We start from the raw sequence: 16935 nt of genomic DNA on the forward strand, positions 1-16935 counted from the left end.
TGGGCATCTAACCATTAGTGTGGCGTCCGGAGAACAGCCACTCGGGAACAAGTGGCCTGTGACGTCCGGCGGGACGCGTGGAACGATGCCGGGGGAACCCGACAGACAAGATCCAGGACAAGATCCAGGACAAGAGCCAGGAGGCCCGATGACCGAGGCTGCGCCCGCGCCGTTCACCGCCGACGACTACCGCTCCCGCATGGACCGCGCCGCGCGCGCCGCCGCCGACGCGGGCCTCGCGGGCGTCCTCGTCGCGCCGGGGCCCGACCTGGTCTGGCTCACCGGCTACCGCGTGCCCGCCGACACCGAGCGGCTCACCCTGCTCGTGCTCGCCCCGGGCAAGGAGCCCGAGCTCGTCGTGCCCACCCTGGAGGCCCCGGACGCCGAACGCGCCGCGGGCGCCCCCGCGCTGCGGTTCCGGGACTGGACCGACGGCGTCGACCCGTACGACGTGACCGCGCCGCTGCTCGACAAGGGCGGCCGCTTCGCGGTGAGCGACAACGCCTGGGCGATGCACCTGCTCGGCCTCCAGCGCCGCCTTCCCGCCTCGTCGTACGCGTCGCTCACGGAGTCCCTGCCGATGCTGCGGGCCGTCAAGGACGCGGCGGAGCTGGAGCGCCTCGCCGCGGCGGGTGCCGCCGCCGACGCCACGTACGAGGAGATCAAGCAGGTGCCGTTCGCGGGCCGCACGGAGACCGACGTCGCCGGTGACCTCGCGGACCTGCTGCGGAAGTTCGGGCACGAGCAGGTGGACTTCACCGTCGTCGGCTCGGGCCCCAACGGCGCGAGCCCGCACCACGAGGCGGGCGACCGCGTCATCGAGCGCGGCGACATGGTGGTCCTCGACTTCGGCGGCCTCAAGCACGGCTACGGCTCCGACACCTCCCGCACCGTGCACGTCGGGGAGCCGTCCGCCGAGGAGCGGCGCGTCCACGACGTGGTGCGCGAGGCCCAGGACGCCGCGTGCCGCGCGGTGCGGCCCGGCATCGCCTGCCAGGAGGTCGACCGCGTCGCGCGCGCCGTGATCACCGAGGCCGGGTACGGCGAGTACTTCATCCACCGCACCGGCCACGGCATCGGCGTCACCACGCACGAGCCGCCCTACATGATCGAGGGCGAGGAGCAGGAGCTGGTGCCCGGCATGTGCTTCTCCGTGGAGCCCGGCATCTATCTGCCGGGCCGCTTCGGCGTGCGCATCGAGGACATCGTGACGGTGACGGAGGACGGCGGCCGCCGCCTCAACAACACCGCGCACGAGATGGCGATCGTCAACTGACCGTCAGCCCTGCGTGAAGTGCGCGAGCACGTCGTACGGCGGCGGCAACGGCCGCGCGCTGGCCTCGTCGAGCCGCCGTACCTGCTCCGGGGCCAGCGACCAGCCCACGGCCCCCAGGTTGTCGGTCAGCTGCTCCACGGACCGCGCGCCGACGATCGGCGCGGTCACCCCGGGACGCTGGAGCAGCCACCGCAGGGAGACCTGCGCGGGCGTGTGCCCGGTCTCCTCGGCGAGAGCCAGGACCGCGTCCACGACCCGCCAGGTCTCCTCCGTGGCCCGCTTGTCCCACGACCCGCCGCCGCGCGCGCCCTGCGGCGGCGCCTGCATGCCGCGCCGGAACTTGCCGGACAGCCACCCGGCGTGCAGCGGACTGTACGGGATGACGCCTACGCCCTCGCCCCGGCACAGCGGGATCAGCTCCCACTCGGCCTCGCGCGAAAGGAGGTTGTGGATCGGCTGGAGGCACACGTACGGCTCCCAGCCGCGCGCGTCGGCGACGTCGAGGGCCTTCTGGAGCTGCCCCGGGCTGTGGTTGCTCGCGCCGAGGTAGCGGACCTTGCCCGCCGTCACCAGGGAGTCGAGCGTGGCCAGCGTCTCCTCGACGGGCGTCGCCGCGTCCCACACGTGGGTCTGGTACAGGTCGATGTGGTCGGTGCCAAGCCGGCGCAGGCTCGCCTCCACGGCCGACAGGATGTGCTTGCGGCCCAGGCCGCGCGCGTTCGGCGCCTCGCCCGTCGGCAGGAACACCTTGGTGGCGATGACCAGGTCGTCCCGCACCCGGCCCTTCAGCCAGCGGCCGAGGATCTCCTCCGACGCGCCCTGCCCGTACGCGTCGGCCGTGTCGATGAACGTGCCGCCCGCGTCCGTGAACGCGTCCAGCATCCGGTGGGCCGTGCGCTCCTCCGCGCCGCCGCCGAACATCATGGCCCCGAAGCACAGCTCGCTGACGCGAAGGCCCGTACGGCCCAAGTACCGCTGTTCCATGGACGTGCCCCTCCTCGATGGACGTGCCCCTCCCCGAAGTCGCCCGAGGCTACTCCGCGGCGAGCACCGCGCACGACCGTGCGGGCAGCCGCAGCACCCCGTCCGCGCCCGGCGCCGCCACCGCGTCCCAGGCGGCGAGCACGCGCGCGTGGGGCACGCCCAGCGGGACCTCCCGCTCCGCGTCACCCAGGTTCACCGCCGTCCGCAGATCGCCGCGCCGCACGGCGAACCAGCGCGCCTGATCGTCGTACGCGACGCGCACCGCCGCCAGATCGGGGTCGATGAGGTCCGCGCGGGCGCGGCGCAGCGCGATCAGCTCGCGGTACCAGGCGAGCACGCGCGCGTGGGGCGCCCTTTCCGGCTCGGACCAGTCGAGGCAGGACCGCTCACGGGTCGCCGGGGCTTGAGGGTCGGGAATGTCAGCCTCGGCCCAGCCGTGGGCCGCGAACTCCCTTCTCCTGCCCCGCCGTACGGCCTCCGCGAGCTCCGGGTCCGTGTGGTCGGTGAAGAACTGCCAGGGAGTCGACGCCGCCCACTCCTCGCCCATGAACAGCAGCGGCGTGAACGGGCTCGTGAGCGTGAGGGCCGCCGCGCACGCGAGGAGGCCGGGGGACAGGGACGCGCTGAGCCGGTCCCCCTGCGCGCGGTTGCCCACCTGGTCGTGCGTCTGCGCGTACCCGAGCAGGCGGTAGCCGGGCGTGCGCGGCCGGTCCAGGGGGCGCCCGTGGGTACGGCCCCGGAAGCTGGAGTACGTGCCGTCGTGGAAGTAGCCGTGCGTCAGCGTCTTCGCCAGGGCCGCGAACGGCTCCTGCGCGAAGTCCGCGTAGTAGCCCTGCGCCTCGCCCGTGAGCGCGGTGTGCAGCGCGTGGTGGAAGTCGTCGTTCCACTGCGCGTCGAGGCCGAGCCCGCCGCCTGCGCGCGGGGTGATGAGACGGGGGTCGTTCAGATCGGACTCCGCGATGAGCCCGAGCGGCCTGCCGAGCTCGGCGGAGAGCGCCGCCACGGCCTCGGCGAGCTCTTCCAGGAACGGGCGCGCACGGTCGTCCCGCAGGGCGTGCACGGCGTCCAGGCGCAGCGCGTCGATCCGGTAGTCCCGCAGCCACGCGAGCGCGCTGCCGAGCAGATACGCGCGCACCTCGTCCGACCCCGGCGCGTCCAGGTTCACGGCGGCGCCCCACGGCGTGTGGTGCGTGTCCGTGAAGTACGGTCCGAACGCGGGCAGATGGTTCCCGGACGGGCCCAGATGGTTGTGGACCACGTCGAGGACGACGCCCAGACCGAGGGCGTGCGCCGCGTCGACGAACCGCTTCAGGGCGTCAGGACCGCCGTACGGCTCGTGCACGGCCCACAGCGACACCCCCTCGTACCCCCACCCGTGCCGCCCCGGGAACGGGCACAGCGGCATCAACTCGACGTGCGTGACGCCGAGGTCCGCCAGGTGCCGAAGGCGCCCGGCCGCCGCGTCGAGCGTGCCCTCGCGCGTGTACGTCCCCACGTGCAGCTCGTACAGGACCGCGTCCCGCAGGCCGCGCCCCGCCCAGGGCGTCCGCCACGCGAACCCGGCGTGCGCCACCACCGCGCTCGGCCCGTCGGGCCCGTCCGGCTGCCGCGCGGAGCGCGGATCGGGCAGCACGGGGCCGCCGTCGAGCGCGAAGCCGTACCGCGTGCCGTGCTCCGCCACGGCGTCGGCCGCCCACCACCCGGCGCGCTCCGGATCCCGCGCCATGGGGAGCCCGGCCCCCTCCAGGACGAGCTCGACCCGCTCCGCGTCCGGTGCCCACACCTCGAACCTCACTGGCGGCCTCCTCGGCCCGTGTCGTCAGTGCTGCCAGTCCCTGTACCGCCGTTGCCAGTCCCCGTGTCGCCGTCCCTCCATGGTGCGTCAGAAGTGATCGCCGCGAGGGCGTTCGGCGTTTTCTGGACACCCGGCCTGACCTGGCCGACAATCGTCAGCGTGACCACCACTTCCTCGGCCTCCGAGTTCGACACGTACCCGGCGCGGGTGACCGACGCCGAGCGCGAACAGGCCCTGGACGTCCTCAGAGAGGGCGCGGCACTCGGCCGCCTCTCGCACGACACGTTCGTCCGCCGCATGGAGCTGGCGCTCTCCGCCCGCCGCCGGGACGAGCTGGCCGCGCTCACCGCGGACCTGCGCGCGGAGAGCCGATGGTCACGCATGGTCCTCTCGACGGTCGGCGCGGTCTCCGGGTTCACGGTGAAGCTGCGCAGGGCCTGGCAGGCCGAGCGGCTGCCGAAGCTGCTCCTGCCCGCGCCGGGCGCCTACCCGCTGCGCATCGGCCGGGACCCGGCGAACGGCCTGCGGCTGAGCCACGACACGGTCTCGCGCGTGCACGCCGAGCTGAGCCACCAGGGCGGCCTGTGGGTGCTGCGGGACCTCGGCTCGACCAACGGCACGTCGGTGAACGGCCGCAGGGTGATCGGCGCCGCCGTCGTCCAGGCCGGCGACCAGGTCGCGTTCGGGCACATGTCGTTCTGCCTTGCGACGGCCTGACCGCAGGCATCCGCCTCGCGACGGCCCGGCTGGATGCCACCAGCCGTACGCCGAGCTCGTCACCCGGCCTGTACGCGCGCGTGGCGTGCCGCCTCCACCGTGGTGTGCGCCTGGTGCTCCACCTGGTGCTCCAGCGGCACCCAGCGGGCCTTGAACCGGTCGGCGAACGCCTCGCTCCACTGTGTCACCAGGCGCTCCAGACGCGGCGCCGCGCGGTCGTCGGCCTCCACGAGGACCCGCAGCAGCATCGCGGCGGCCCGCAGCGGCAGCCGCCGCCCGAAGGCGTCCACACTGCCGACGTACGCCATCGACGTCCCCGCGGGCGGCAGGCGCCCCCAGTCGTCGGCGAGCCCTGGCACGAGCCCGAGCGCCCAGCGGGCCGCCCGCAGCAGCGGCCCGTCCGCGCCCTGGAGGCGGGGCAGCGCGTCGCCGAGCACGTCCTCCACGAGCCCCGCGTCGTGCCGCAGGCGGCGCGCGAAGCCGCGCAGGGCGGCCCGGGGCGCCGGGTGCACGGCGATGTCGTCCACCATGTCGCTCGCCCACATCGGCACCTCCACGATGGCGGTCACGCCGCCGTAGCGGTGCGCGTGGTGCCACGTGGTGTGCCGGGCGTCCTCGGGCAGGCTCGGGTAGGCCGCCGCGGAGCCCGGCCCCGGAAGGACGTGCACGCCCGGTCCCGACTCCGGCCAGCCCGCCGCGTCCGACGCGCCCGTCTCCACCGGGATGCCGAGCCGCGCCGCCGACTTGGCGAACGGCTCGGCGAGCCCGGGGATGTCCCGCGTCAGCTGCACCCAGCTGCCGCCCAGGTCGGTGCAGTGCAGCGACACCTGCAAGTAGGGCCGCAGTTCGTCGATGACGCCGGTCAGGGCGCGGGTCTCGGGCGGCAGCCGGTCCGGCGGCAGGACGGACGGCGACCACTCGGGCTGCTCCGGGCCCGCGGGGCGGAAGAAGTGCCGGTGGTAGTCGAGGAGCGTGCGCGGCGCCGGGGTGCGGTGCAGGCTCGCGCCGTCCGGGTCCGCGCACAGCAGGAAGTGCCAGGACGTGCCGGTCCGTAACGTCCGGTCCCGCAGGGTGCGTCGGGCCAGGGCGAGCAGCGTCGAGCCGCCGGTGGGTTCGTTGGCGTGCGCGCCCGCGACGACCAGGACCGCGTGGGGGGAGTGGCCGACGGACAGCAGGTGCAGGGGGCGTCCGGCGCGCGAGGTGCCGACTTGGCGGAGGGTGCAGAGATCGGGGCGGTGGGCCGCCAACTCCCGAGCGCACAGGAAGAGTTCATGAACACTGGGATAGCGGTTTTCCGCCAGTTGACTCACCCCCCGAACGGTCCGCTGACGTAATTCGCAGTACGCCACGTAACGGTTCAGGTGTCAAGCACTCCGAGCGCAGCTTCCGCAGAGTCCGCGCACCGCCCTCACAGGTCCACCTCCGTCACCCGTACAGCCCGGCCGGGCCCGCGTGGTCCGACCGCCGGTGAGCGGCTGAAACCCGCCCGCGCGCCCGCCGTCACCGGCGCTCGAGGAGCGCGACAGGTAGCTCCGCGAAAAGCTCCGCCACGCGCGCGTGCCCGGTGAACATCCGCTCCGGGGAGAGGTCGGGGGAGAGCTCCGGGGAGTCGGTGGAGAGCAGATCCAGCCATTCGCCCTCGGGGAGCGCGAGCTCCGTGTCGCGCCAGCCGCCCGCGTCGGCCAGGCGCAGGGAGAGCCGGGTCACGGCCACGACCACGTCCGCGGAGCGGTGGTACGCGACGCAGTGCGCGGCGCCGGTGCCGGTCGCCGCCAGCGGTTCGTACGACCCCGCGCCGCCGAAGAGCTCGGGCCGCCGCGCGCGCAGGCGCAGCGCCGCCGCCGTCACCGCCAGCTTCTCGTCGGAGAGGTCCCAGGAGCCCCGGCGCGCGGCGAGGCCCTCCAGGAGGCGCCGGTCGAACGCGGCAGGGCGCCGGTTGTCGGGGTCGACCAGGGCGTGGTACGCGCGTTCCGTGCCCTGGTAGAGGTCCGGTACGCCGGGCATCGTCAGGTGCAGCAGCGCGCCGCTCAGCACGTTCACGCGCACGTGCGGGGCGAGGCCGTCGGCGAACGCGGCGACCGTACGCCGAGGCGGCCCGCCCGGCCCCGCGGCGAGGAACGCCACCACGGCCCGCTCGTACCCCTCGTCCCCCTCCGTCCAGCTCGTGTGCAGCCCCGCCTCCCGGACGTGCTTCAGCAGCGCCTCCTGAAGCCGCCGGGCGTGGGGGACGGGGGCCTGCGGCCGGTGGATCTCCGGAGCGAAGCCCACCGCCGTCTGCCAGGCGGCCCAGGCCAGTTGGGGGTCGGGTGCCCGCGTGCCGCCCGTGTCCGCGGTCTGGTCGGTCACTTCGGAGAGGAGGGCCGCCCAGCGTTCGGGTGCCTGGGTGAGGACGCTGACGCCGGCCCGTACCTCCGCGCTGCGCTTGGTGTCGTGGGTCGTCAGGACGGTCCCCGTGTCCGGCCAGTCGCGCTGCACGCGCGTGCAGTACCGGTGGAACTCCGCCACGTCGACGGCGGGCCGTCCGGGTTCGCCGCCCACCTCGGCGGCCGACACGAGCGGCGTGTGCCGGTAGAACGCCGTGTCCTCCACGGACTTGGCCCGCAGCGCCGCCGCCGTCTGCGCGAAGCGCGCCCGGAACTCCTCCCGCGCGGCCCCGCCCGGACCCCCCGCGGCCCCGCCAGGCCCCGTACCGAGCGCCAGGTCCCGTACGACGTCGACCGCCTCCGCCTCCTCGGGGACCGCGAAGGCCCGCTTGGCCTCCGCCGCGGCCGCCGCCGTGAGGACCGTCCCCGGATCCGCACCCCCGGAGGCGTACGGGCGGTAGACGTCAAGGCGCACCAGGAGCTCCCGCAGCGCGGTCCGCAGCGCCCACGGAGCGTGGTCCCACAGTGCGGGGTCCGCCGCGCAGATCCCGGCCGCCACCCGCGTGAGCCGGTCGACCTCGGCGGCCAGCTCGCGCGTGACGACCTTGTACGCGGCCCGCCGCACCGTCGCCGCCCAGTCGCCCCCGCGGTCGGCCGGCGGCGCCGCGAACCGGCGGTAGTGGGCGAGGAGTTCCCGCGCACCCGAGGCGTCGGTGAGCACCCCGTCGACGTGCCGCAGCGCGTCGTACCCGGTGGTGCCCGCGACGGGCCACGCCGCGGGCAGCCGCTCGCCGTCGGACAGGATCTTCTCGACGACCGTCCAGCGCCCGCCCGTCGCCTCGTTCAGGCGCGTGAGGTAGGCCCCGGGGTCCGCGAGCCCGTCGGGGTGGTCCACGCGCAGCCCGTCGAGCACCCCGTCGGCGAGCAGCCGCAGGACCGTCGCGTGGGTCGCGTCGAACACCCGGGGGTCCTCGACGCGCAGGGCGATGAGGTCGGAGATGGTGAAGAAGCGGCGGTAGTTGAGCTCCGTGCGGGCGAGGCGCCACCAGGAGAGCCGGTAGAACTGCGCGTCGAGGAGGCGCGGGAGAGGCAGCTTCTCGGTGCCCTCGCGCAGCGGGAACACGCGGTCGTAGTAGCGCAGGACGCCCCCGTCGACCCGCAGGTGCGCCAGCTCGGCGCCGAGCCGGTGCCCGAGCACGGGAAGCAGCACCCTGCCGTCGCCCGCGTCCCAGTCGACGTCGAACCAGTGCGCGGAGGCGGACCGGGGCCCGTCGCGAAGGACCTCCCACAGCGCGCGGTTGTGCAGCGGGTCCGCGGCCATGTGGTTCGGCACGATGTCCACGACCAGGCCGAGCCCGGCCGCGCGGGCCGCCCCCGAAAGGGCCCGCAGCCCCGCCTCGCCGCCCAACTCGGCCCGTACGCGCGCGTGGTCCACGACGTCGTACCCGTGCGTCGACCCGGGCACGGCCTCCAGGACGGGCGACAGATGCAGATGGGACACCCCCAGGGATGCCAGGTACGGCACGGCGGCCGCGGCAGCGGCGAACGGGAAGTCCGGCTGCAGCTGGAGCCGGTACGTGGCGGTGGGCGACGGCGGGACCACGGGCGCGGGGCGCTGGGGCGTCATGCGAACGTACGTACCCGCCCCGCTGATTTTCGTGCAGATTTCGTGCCATTGACGCATGCGTACGCGGGCGCGGGCGCCGTTAGCGTTCGATCATGGCCGAGAAGACGACCGCGAAGACGGCTGAAACGACGACTGCGAGGACGACTGCGAAGACGGCCACGGCCGGGAACGCGCGCACGGAGCGCGGGAGACGCGGGAAGGCACCCGGCCACGGCGGCACGGCGGACGCGTACCGCGAGGTGCTCCGCCGCACCGGAGCGGTACTCCCGGTGATCTCGTTCCTGGGGCGCCTCCCGGTCGCCGTGATCCAGTTCGGCAGCGTCCTCCTGGTGAGCGAGACCAGCGGGTCGCTGGCGACCGGCGGCGCCGTCGCGTGCGCCCTTGCGCTCGGGCAGGTGACGGCGGGGCCGTTCGTCGGGAGGCTCGCGGACCGGCGCGGTCAGCGGCCCGTCGTCCTGGTCTTCTCGGCGCTCAACGCCGTCGCCATCGCCGCCGTCGCCGTCGGCGCGCTGCTGCGGCCGCCCACGCCCGTCCTGCTCGTCCTGGGGGTCCTCGCGGGCGCGACCGTGCCCGGGATCGGCCCGCTGGCCCGCGCCCGCGTCGTGCCGCTGGTGCGCCGCTCGGGCGCCGAGGAACGGCTCGTGCACGCCGCGCTGTCCCTGGAGTCCACGATGGACGAGCTGTCCTTCGTGCTCGGCCCCGCCCTGGTGGGCCTCGCGGCGGTCGCGGGCCACCCGGCGTACGCGTTCGGCGCCGCGGCCCTCCTGGTGGCAGGCTGCGGCACGGCCTTCGCGCTGCACCCCACGGCCCCGACCGCATCGCCCGGGCTCATCGATGCGCCACGCGCGCGTGCCGACCGGCCGCGCCTCCCACGCGTGGTGTACGTCGTCCGCGTCGGCCTGGTCTTCCTGGGCGTGCTGCTCGGCGCGTGCGGGGCGGGGATCGCCGCGTTCACCAAGGAGGCGGGCGCGCCGGGCCAGGCGGGCCTGGTGTACGCCGCGATGGGCGTCATGAGCGCCGTCACGGGCCTGGCGACGGCGGCGGTGCCGGAGCGCGTCGGCCTGCCCGCGCGCTGGCGCGTCGCCACGGCCGCCGCCGTGCTCCTGTCGCTGCCCCTGGTGTGGACGGACAGCCTGGCGGGCCTGTACGCCGTCGTGACGGTCTTCGGCGCCGTGTACGCCCCGAACCTCGTCACCGGCTTCGCCCTGACGGAGCGGGCCGTGCCGCGGCACCGCATCGCCGAGGGCATGACGGTCGCGGCGAGCGCCTTCGTCGGCGGCCAGGCGGTCACGCTCGCGGTGGCGGGGCGGCTCGCCGAATCCCACGGCCCGAGCGCCGCGTTCGCGCTCGGCAGCGCGGCCGCCGCGGTGGCCTTCGCCGTCGCGCTGTCCGTCCGTACGCGGACGCCTACGCCGGACGCTGCAGCACCGTGAGGCTCCGGTCGGTGAGCGTGATCCGCTCCCCGGCCCGCACCTTCTGGCCCGAGCCCGGCGGCACCCCCTCCTCGCGCGCCGTGTCGACGACCGTCTGCCACCGCCGGCCCTGGTTGACCGGAACCGTGAATTCCAGCGGCTGCGCGGACGCGTTGAACATCAGCAGGAACGAGTCGTCGGTGATCCGCTCGCCGCGCGGCCCCGGCTCGGAGATCGCGTTGCCGTTGAGGAACACCGTCAGGGCCCGCGCCTGCGCCGCGTCCCAGTCGGCCTGTGTCATCTCCTCGCCCTCCGGCGTGAACCAGGAGATGTCCGACAGCTCGTCGTGGGTGCCCTCCACCGGGCGGCCGTGGAAGAACCGCCGCCTGCGGAACACCGGGTGGTCCCGGCGCAGCCACGCCATGGCGCGGGTGAACTCCAGGAGTGCGGAGTCGCCGTCGGGCCAGCGCACCCAGGAGATCTCGTTGTCCTGGCAGTACGCGTTGTTGTTGCCGCCCTGGGTGCGGGCGAACTCGTCGCCGTGGCCGAGCATCGGCACGCCCTGGGACAGCATCAGGGTCGCGAGGAAGTTCCGGATCTGCCGGGCGCGCAGCGCCAGGACGTCCGGGTCGTCCGTCTCGCCCTCGGCGCCGCAGTTCCAGGAGCGGTTGTGGCTCTCGCCGTCCTGGTTGTCCTCGCCGTTGGCCTCGTTGTGCTTCTCGTTGTACGCCACCAGGTCGTGCAGCGTGAAACCGTCGTGACAGGTGACGAAGTTGATCGACGCGAGCGGCCGCCGCCCGTCGCCCTGGTACAGGTCCGACGAGCCGGTGAGCCGGGACGCGAACTCCGCGAGGGTGCGCGGCTCGCCGCGCCACAGGTCCCGCACGGTGTCGCGGTACTTGCCGTTCCACTCCGTCCACAGCGGCGGGAAGTTGCCCACCTGGTAGCCGCCCTCGCCGACGTCCCACGGCTCGGCGATCAGCTTCACCTGGCTCACCACCGGGTCCTGCTGCACCAGGTCGAAGAACGACGAGAGCCGGTCCACCTCGTGGAACTGCCGCGCCAGCGTCGCCGCGAGGTCGAAGCGGAAGCCGTCCACGTGCATCTCCGTGACCCAGTACCGCAGCGAGTCCATGATCAGCTGGAGGACGTGCGGATTGCGCATCAGGAGCGAATTGCCCGTCCCCGTGGTGTCCATGTAGTAGCGCGCGTCGTCCTCCATGAGGCGGTAGTACGAGGCGTTGTCCAGGCCCTTGAAGGACAGCGTGGGGCCCAGGTGGTTGCCCTCGGCCGTGTGGTTGTAGACCACGTCGAGGATGACCTCGATGCCCGCCTCGTGCAGCGCCCGCACCGCCGACTTGAACTCCAGGACCTGCTGGCCGCGGTCGCCCCAGGAGGCGTAGGCGTTGTGGGGCGCGAAGAAGCCGATGGTGTTGTAGCCCCAGTAGTTGTTCAGGCCGAGGTCCACCAGGCGGTGGTCGTTCACGAACTGGTGCACCGGCATCAGCTCCAGAGCCGTGACGCCCAGCTGCGTCAGATGCTCGATCACCGCCGGGTGCGCGAGCGCCGCGTAGCTGCCGCGCAGCTCCTTGGGCAGCTCCGGGTGGAGCATCGTCAGGCCCTTGACGTGCGCTTCGTAGATGACGGTTTCGTTGTACGGCGTGCGCGGCGGGCGGTCGTCGCCCCAGTCGAAGTACGGGTTGACCACCACGGACGCCATCATGTGCGGCGCGGAGTCGAGGTCGTTGCGCTTGTCCGGGGCGCCGAAGTGGTAGCCGTACACCTCCTCGCCCCAGTCGACCCGGCCGCCCACCGCCCGCGCGTACGGGTCGAGGAGCAGCTTCGCCGAGTTGCAGCGCAGCCCGCGCGCGGGTGCGTACGGGCCGTGCGCACGGAAGCCGTACCGCTGGCCCGGCATGACGCCGGGCAGGTACGCGTGGCGCACGAAACCGTCGGATTCGCGCAGCTCCACCGCCGTTTCCGAGCCGTCGTCGTGCAGCAAGCACAGCTCCACGCGGTCGGCGGCCTCGGAGAACACCGCGAAATTCGTGCCGGCGCCGTCATATGCGGCACCCAGGGGATACGCCTGCCCAGGCCAGACCTGCATGCTTCCGACTCTTCCACGATCGTGGCCCCGGCATGGGGCGCCTTCACCAGACTCTGCTCGAAAGTAGGGCAACCACAAAGGAGTTGAGTCCGTCTAACCGTCTGACCACATACTCGACATGCCCAAGAAATGGGCCGGTACGGGGAGATAGGGGGAGGATGTGCGCACGCTAGTAAGACGCCATCTCGGCAAGGTCATAGCGGGCGGGGCGCTCGCCGTGGCCGCCACGGCCGCGATGGTCGCCGTCACGCTGCCGGATCAGGCGGGGGCCGAGGATTCGGGCAAGCGCAGCACGGCCGTGGGCTCTTCGCGCCAGGACGCGGTGGCGCCCGACGGCACCGTCGAGGACGCGCCCGACGAGGGCTCCGAGGGGGTCGGCAGCGACCCGCTGACCGACGCCGAGACCGAGCGGGCCGAGAAGGCCGCCCTGAACAGCATGGCCCAGCGCTCCAGCGCGCGGGACGTCGAGGGCGACCGGGGGCCGCAGCGGCTCTCCACGAACCTCAGCGAGAGCGAGCCGGACGAGTCGGAGGGTGCCGCGCCACGCCGCGCGGACATCATCTACTACGACTACAAGAAGGACACCGTCATCACCAAGACGGTGAACCTGGAGTCCGGCAAGGTCGAGTCGACGACCAGCTCGAAGAACGTCCAGCCGCCCGCCAACAAGGCAGAGCTGGCCGAGGCCGCGCAGCTGCTCATCGCGGACGAGCACGGCAAGGGCCTCAAGGAGGACTACAAGAAGTCCACCGGCAAGGCGCTGAACGGGCCCGGCGACCTGGACCTGAGCGGCTTCATCTTCCGCAAGGAGACGCGGGAGAAGGTCCCGTCCGACCTGGCCGAGTGCGGGGCGCACCGCTGCGTGCAGGTCGTCGCGAAGGTCAGGAACGGCCCGTGGATCGACACCCGGGCGTTCGTCGTCGACCTCAGCGCCCGCCACGTCGGCCGCCTCGACTGACCGCCCGAGCAGGGCACTTCCACACGTTTCTCTCCTCCTGAAGGAGTCACTTCCGTATGCACGTCTCGCACGGCAACAGACTTTCGCGCGCTCGCGCACGGGTCGGTTCGGCCCTCGCGGTGACCGCGCTCCTGGGCGCGGGGATAGCGGCGGCGGGCCCCGCCGCGGCGGCCCCCAAGGCCGCCCCGAAGGCGCCCGCGGCCGCCGCGGCCGACTGCAGCGACGCCTACAAGATCGAGCAGACCGTCGACGGCGGTACGACCTGGCGCATGTGCTGGCACTACAACACGTACTCCGGGCTCATCCTCGACAAGATCAGCTACCAGCCCAAGGGCGAGGCCAGGCCCATCCCGGTGCTCACCACCGCGCGCCTCGCCCAGATCCACGTGCCCTACGACGACGGCAAGGCCGAGTACGACGACGTCACCGGCGTCGAGATCGGCCGCTACCTCCAGCAGCTGAAGACCAGCGAGTGCCCGGGCGGCACCATCAAGACCGTGAAGGTCCCGGACAGGGGGAACGTCCCGGGCCTGTGCGTCACCACCCGCGCGCGCGGGCACGCGTACCGCCTGAACAACGACGAGAGCACCGGGGGCCGGGGCAAGGTCTACACGGCCCAGGGCAAGGACCTGCTCGTCTACACCGTCAACAAGGCGGCCTGGTACGAGTACATCACCGAGTGGCGGTTCTCGTCGGACGGCACCATCACGTCCAACGTGGGCGCGACCGGCAGCCTGTCGCCGTACGACTTCGACGGCGGCGACGGCCGCGGCTGGCCCATCGGCAACGGCGACCAGGCCAAGGCCGAGAGCCACTCGCACAACGTCTTCTGGCGGCTGAACTTCGGCCTCGACGGCTCGCCCAAGTCCAAGGTCGAGCAGTACGACTCCAAGGTCACCCCGCCGGGACCGGGCGGCGGCAGCCCCACCACGAAGACCACCCGCACGCCCATCACCAAGGAGCTCATGGGCGACCGCAAGGACATGCGCTGGTGGCGCGTGGTGAGCACCGCGGGCAAGAACAAGGACGGCCACCCGCGCTCGTACGAGATCGTGCCCGGCGCCAGCCAGAAGCACGCGGGACGGCCGTACACGAAGCACGACGTGTACTTCACCGAGTACAAGAAGTGCGAGCAGTACGCGAGCCACAACATCGGCTGCCCCGACGGCTACCCCAAGAGCGTCGACAAGTGGTCGAACGGCGAGACGCTGAAGCACCCCGTCAGCTGGGTCAACATCGGCTTCCACCACATCGCCCGGGACGAGGACCAGCAGCCCATGCCGGTCCACTGGCAGGGCTTCTCGCTGGCCCCGCGCGACGTCACGGCCATGAGCCCGCTCACTCCCAGTGATCTGTCCGGCGTGAACGGTCGGCCGCGTACCTGAAGTTGAGCAACGACCCTGCCCATCCGGCTGCACCGCGCGCCGGTCCCGGAGTACCCTTCCTTGATCGTTGACCGGGGGAGAGTCCCAGGGAGCGGAAGGCGGTGCGCGGGTGAGCTCGGAGGGGCGGGAGCTGCCCCCTGGTGACACGGGTCACGAGGGGAGCTCCGACGGCGTCCCGCCCGCAGCGGTGTCCTTGGCGCGGCCGATGGAGATGGGATCTCAGATCGGACCCGAACTGGACTGGGACGCCGACGCCTGGCGCGAGGTGCGTACGCGCGCACAGCGGGCCGGGCGGGCCTACATCTGGCTGAACCTGGTGGAACAGCGGCTGCGCGCGGTCGTGGCCGCTGTTCTGCGTCCCGTCTACGAACCCGTCCACGCGGACGACTGGGTGGTGGCCGCCGCGGGCCCCGCGGGCCAGGAGTGGGTGCAGCGGGCCGTCGCCGTGCGCGAGGTCAGCCGCCGCAAGGGCTATCTGCTCGACCCCGCCGACGACAACGTCCTGAGCTTCCTCACCCTGCCGCAGCTGCGCGAACTGATGGTCCAGCACTGGCCGTGCTTCGAGCCCTACCTGGACGACCGGCGCGAGGTCGAGCTGGCCCTGGACGAGCTCGAGGTCACCCGTAACGTGGTCTCCCGCAACCGCGCCCTGTCCCCGACGGTCCTCGCCCAGGCCGAGCGGGCCTCCGCGCGCCTCCTTGAGATCCTCGGCGCGGGCTCGGACGTCCCGTCGGCGCGCCGCCTCCCCGTGGACGCCGTCGAGGAGCTGGTCGGCGACCGGTACGCGGACGTGGTGGGCGTCCACGCCGACCGGGTGCGCCTGCTTCGCCAGTTCCCCGCCGAGGACCTGTTCGGCGACGCCCGCCGGGTCGACGCGATCGGGATAGGCCTGAACCTGCTGGTGCAGAACTTCTCCGGGCGCCGCCTGGTGCGCCTGGCCGAATCGGGCTGCCGGGTGCGCCTGCTCTTCCTCAACCCCGCGAGCAGCGCGGTCAAGCGCAGGGAGCGGGAGCTCGGCCTGAAGCGCGGCGAGCTCGGCCGCTCCGTCGAGTCGAACATCCTGCACATGCGCCGGGTGCGGGCCCGCCTGCGGGACCCCGGCGCCTTCGAGATCCAGGTCTTCGACGAGACGCCGCGCTTCACGGCCTATCTGGTCGACGGCGACGGCTCGGACGGCATCGCGGTCGTCCAGTCGTATCTGCGCAGGACGCGCGGCATGGAGGTGCCGGTGCTCGTGCTGCGCGGCGGCGGCCGCGTGGTGAAGGCGGGCGATCCCGGCGAACACGGCCTCTTCGCGACGTACCGGGAGGAATTCGAGACGGCCTGGGCGGACTCGCGCCCGGTGTCGTGACCGGTGCCGCGACCGGTGCTGTGGCCACCCAAGCGGAATCCGGCCATCGGATTGTCAGTGGCGCATGGGATCGTGGAGACCACTGGGGGAAAGCACCACGATGAAGGGGGCGGCCATGAGCTGGCACCGGGAGCTGCTGATCGGTTTCGACCTGGAGACGACCGGGACGGACCCGCGCGAGGCACGCATCGTCACGGGGGCGGTGGTCGAGGTCAGGGCGGGCCGTGAGCTGGGCCGCCGCGAGTGGCTCGCGGACCCGGGCGTGCCGATCCCGCCGGACGCGGTGGCCGTGCACGGCATCACCGAGGAGCGGGCGTCGGCCGAGGGCAGGCCGGCCGCGGAGGTGGCCGACGCGATCGCCGCCGTGCTCGTGTCGTACTGGCAGTCGGGCGTCCCGGTCGTGGCGTACAACGCCGCGTTCGACCTGAGCCTCCTCTCCGCCGAGCTGCGCCGCCACGCCCTGCCGTCCCTGCGGGAGCGCCTGGGCGGCGTGGACCCGGCCCCGGTCGTCGACCCGTACACCATCGACCGCGCGGTCGACCGCTACCGCCGCGGCAAGCGCAACCTGGAAGCGGTCTGCCGGGAGTACGGCGTGGTCCTGGAGTCGGCCCACGAGGCGTCGTCCGACGCGGTGGCCGCGGCGCATCTCGCCAGTGCCATTGCGTCCCGGCACGAGAAGATAGCCGCGCTCGGTCCTGCGGAGCTCCATCGGCGCCAGATCGACTGGTACGCGGAGTGGGCGGCCGACTTCCAGAACTTCCTGCGGAGGAAGGGCGACCCGGACGCGGTGGTGGACGGGACGTGGCCGTTGCGGGAGGACGTGGGCGCGGGGGTGCCCTAACGGGGGGTTCCCTAATCCCGCCCCTTCACCGAAACCAGGGGCTGCCGCCCCTGGCACCCCGCTTTTATCGGCGCTTCGCGCCTCGTCCTCAAACGCCGGACGGGCTAAAACCTTGCCGC

The 16935-nt window shown here is 73.2% G+C and carries 12 protein-coding genes; 7 read left to right on the top strand and 5 right to left on the bottom strand.

Translation table 11 applies throughout. The features are described from left to right. Positions 1 to 148: 148 nt before the first annotated feature. Positions 149 to 1276, top strand: a complete 1128-nt coding sequence (locus tag ACFWZ5_RS20095; protein ID WP_384792593.1) for a M24 family metallopeptidase — start codon at positions 149 to 151, stop codon at positions 1274 to 1276. Between the two features lie 3 nt (positions 1277 to 1279). On the opposite strand, the gene ACFWZ5_RS20100 is transcribed toward ACFWZ5_RS20095, so the two are convergent. Both ACFWZ5_RS20100 and treZ read right to left on the bottom strand, forming a co-directional pair. Beyond that, positions 1280 to 2260: an aldo/keto reductase gene (locus tag ACFWZ5_RS20100; protein WP_384792596.1), complete on the bottom strand. Its 981-nt coding sequence runs from the start codon at positions 2258 to 2260 to the stop codon at positions 1280 to 1282. Between the two features lie 49 nt (positions 2261 to 2309). Beyond that, positions 2310 to 4055, bottom strand: a complete 1746-nt coding sequence (gene treZ, locus ACFWZ5_RS20105; RefSeq protein WP_384792599.1) for a malto-oligosyltrehalose trehalohydrolase — start codon at positions 4053 to 4055, stop codon at positions 2310 to 2312. Positions 4056 to 4214: 159 nt separating this feature from the next. On the opposite strand from treZ, the gene ACFWZ5_RS20110 reads away from it, so the two are divergent. Next, positions 4215 to 4772 (top strand): FHA domain-containing protein, encoded by a 558-nt coding sequence (locus tag ACFWZ5_RS20110; protein ID WP_384792602.1) that lies wholly within the window; start codon positions 4215 to 4217, stop codon positions 4770 to 4772. Between the two features lie 59 nt (positions 4773 to 4831). Here the strand turns inward: ACFWZ5_RS20110 and ACFWZ5_RS20115 are convergent, their stop codons facing one another. Together ACFWZ5_RS20115 and treY are read right to left on the bottom strand one after the other, a co-directional pair. Continuing rightward, on the bottom strand, positions 4832 to 6082 hold the full coding sequence (locus tag ACFWZ5_RS20115) for a M14 family zinc carboxypeptidase (protein WP_384792605.1): 1251 nt from the start codon (positions 6080 to 6082) through the stop codon (positions 4832 to 4834). A 190-nt stretch (positions 6083 to 6272) separates the two neighbouring features. Continuing rightward, positions 6273 to 8762: a malto-oligosyltrehalose synthase gene (treY, locus tag ACFWZ5_RS20120; RefSeq protein WP_384792608.1), complete on the bottom strand. Its 2490-nt coding sequence runs from the start codon at positions 8760 to 8762 to the stop codon at positions 6273 to 6275. A 92-nt stretch (positions 8763 to 8854) separates the two neighbouring features. Between treY and ACFWZ5_RS20125 the strand changes: the two genes are divergently transcribed. Continuing rightward, on the top strand, positions 8855 to 10195 hold the full coding sequence (locus ACFWZ5_RS20125; protein ID WP_384792611.1) for an MFS transporter: 1341 nt from the start codon (positions 8855 to 8857) through the stop codon (positions 10193 to 10195). Here ACFWZ5_RS20125 and glgX read toward each other — a convergent pair. Then, positions 10170 to 12281 (bottom strand): glycogen debranching protein GlgX, encoded by a 2112-nt coding sequence (glgX, locus tag ACFWZ5_RS20130; protein ID WP_384792614.1) that lies wholly within the window; start codon positions 12279 to 12281, stop codon positions 10170 to 10172. The genes ACFWZ5_RS20125 and glgX overlap by 26 nt on opposite strands. A gap of 160 nt (positions 12282 to 12441) precedes the next feature. Here glgX and ACFWZ5_RS20135 point away from each other — a divergent pair, with 160 nt between their 5' ends. From ACFWZ5_RS20135 to ACFWZ5_RS20150, 4 genes are all read left to right on the top strand, one after another. Beyond that, on the top strand, positions 12442 to 13239 hold the full coding sequence (locus ACFWZ5_RS20135) for a Tat pathway signal sequence domain protein (RefSeq protein ID WP_384792617.1): 798 nt from the start codon (positions 12442 to 12444) through the stop codon (positions 13237 to 13239). 56 nt (positions 13240 to 13295) lie between these two features. Further along, entirely contained in the window at positions 13296 to 14624 is a 1329-nt protein-coding gene (locus tag ACFWZ5_RS20140) for a copper amine oxidase (protein ID WP_384792620.1), read from the top strand. A 109-nt stretch (positions 14625 to 14733) separates the two neighbouring features. Next, positions 14734 to 15975, top strand: a complete 1242-nt coding sequence (locus ACFWZ5_RS20145; RefSeq protein ID WP_384792623.1) for an SAV2148 family HEPN domain-containing protein — start codon at positions 14734 to 14736, stop codon at positions 15973 to 15975. A 115-nt stretch (positions 15976 to 16090) separates the two neighbouring features. Then, positions 16091 to 16816, top strand: a complete 726-nt coding sequence (locus ACFWZ5_RS20150; RefSeq protein WP_384792626.1) for a 3'-5' exonuclease — start codon at positions 16091 to 16093, stop codon at positions 16814 to 16816. Positions 16817 to 16935: the final 119 nt, after the last annotated feature.

Origin of the sequence: Streptomyces sp. NPDC059003, assembly GCF_042740445.1 — a bacterium.
In the GTDB taxonomy this organism is placed as follows: domain Bacteria; phylum Actinomycetota; class Actinomycetes; order Streptomycetales; family Streptomycetaceae; genus Streptomyces.

What these genes read in the sequence shown, in the direction of transcription:
- ACFWZ5_RS20095 (WP_384792593.1), top strand. Translation starts at nt 149, where the DNA reads ATGACCGAGGCTGCGCCCGCGCCGTTCACCGCCGACGACTACCGCTCC.
- ACFWZ5_RS20100 (WP_384792596.1), bottom strand. Translation starts at nt 2,260, where the DNA reads ATGGAACAGCGGTACTTGGGCCGTACGGGCCTTCGCGTCAGCGAGCTG.
- treY (WP_384792608.1), bottom strand. Translation starts at nt 8,762, where the DNA reads ATGACGCCCCAGCGCCCCGCGCCCGTGGTCCCGCCGTCGCCCACCGCC.
- ACFWZ5_RS20125 (WP_384792611.1), top strand. Translation starts at nt 8,855, where the DNA reads ATGGCCGAGAAGACGACCGCGAAGACGGCTGAAACGACGACTGCGAGG.
- glgX (WP_384792614.1), bottom strand. Translation starts at nt 12,281, where the DNA reads ATGCAGGTCTGGCCTGGGCAGGCGTATCCCCTGGGTGCCGCATATGAC.
- ACFWZ5_RS20140 (WP_384792620.1), top strand. Translation starts at nt 13,296, where the DNA reads ATGCACGTCTCGCACGGCAACAGACTTTCGCGCGCTCGCGCACGGGTC.
- ACFWZ5_RS20150 (WP_384792626.1), top strand. Translation starts at nt 16,091, where the DNA reads ATGAGCTGGCACCGGGAGCTGCTGATCGGTTTCGACCTGGAGACGACC.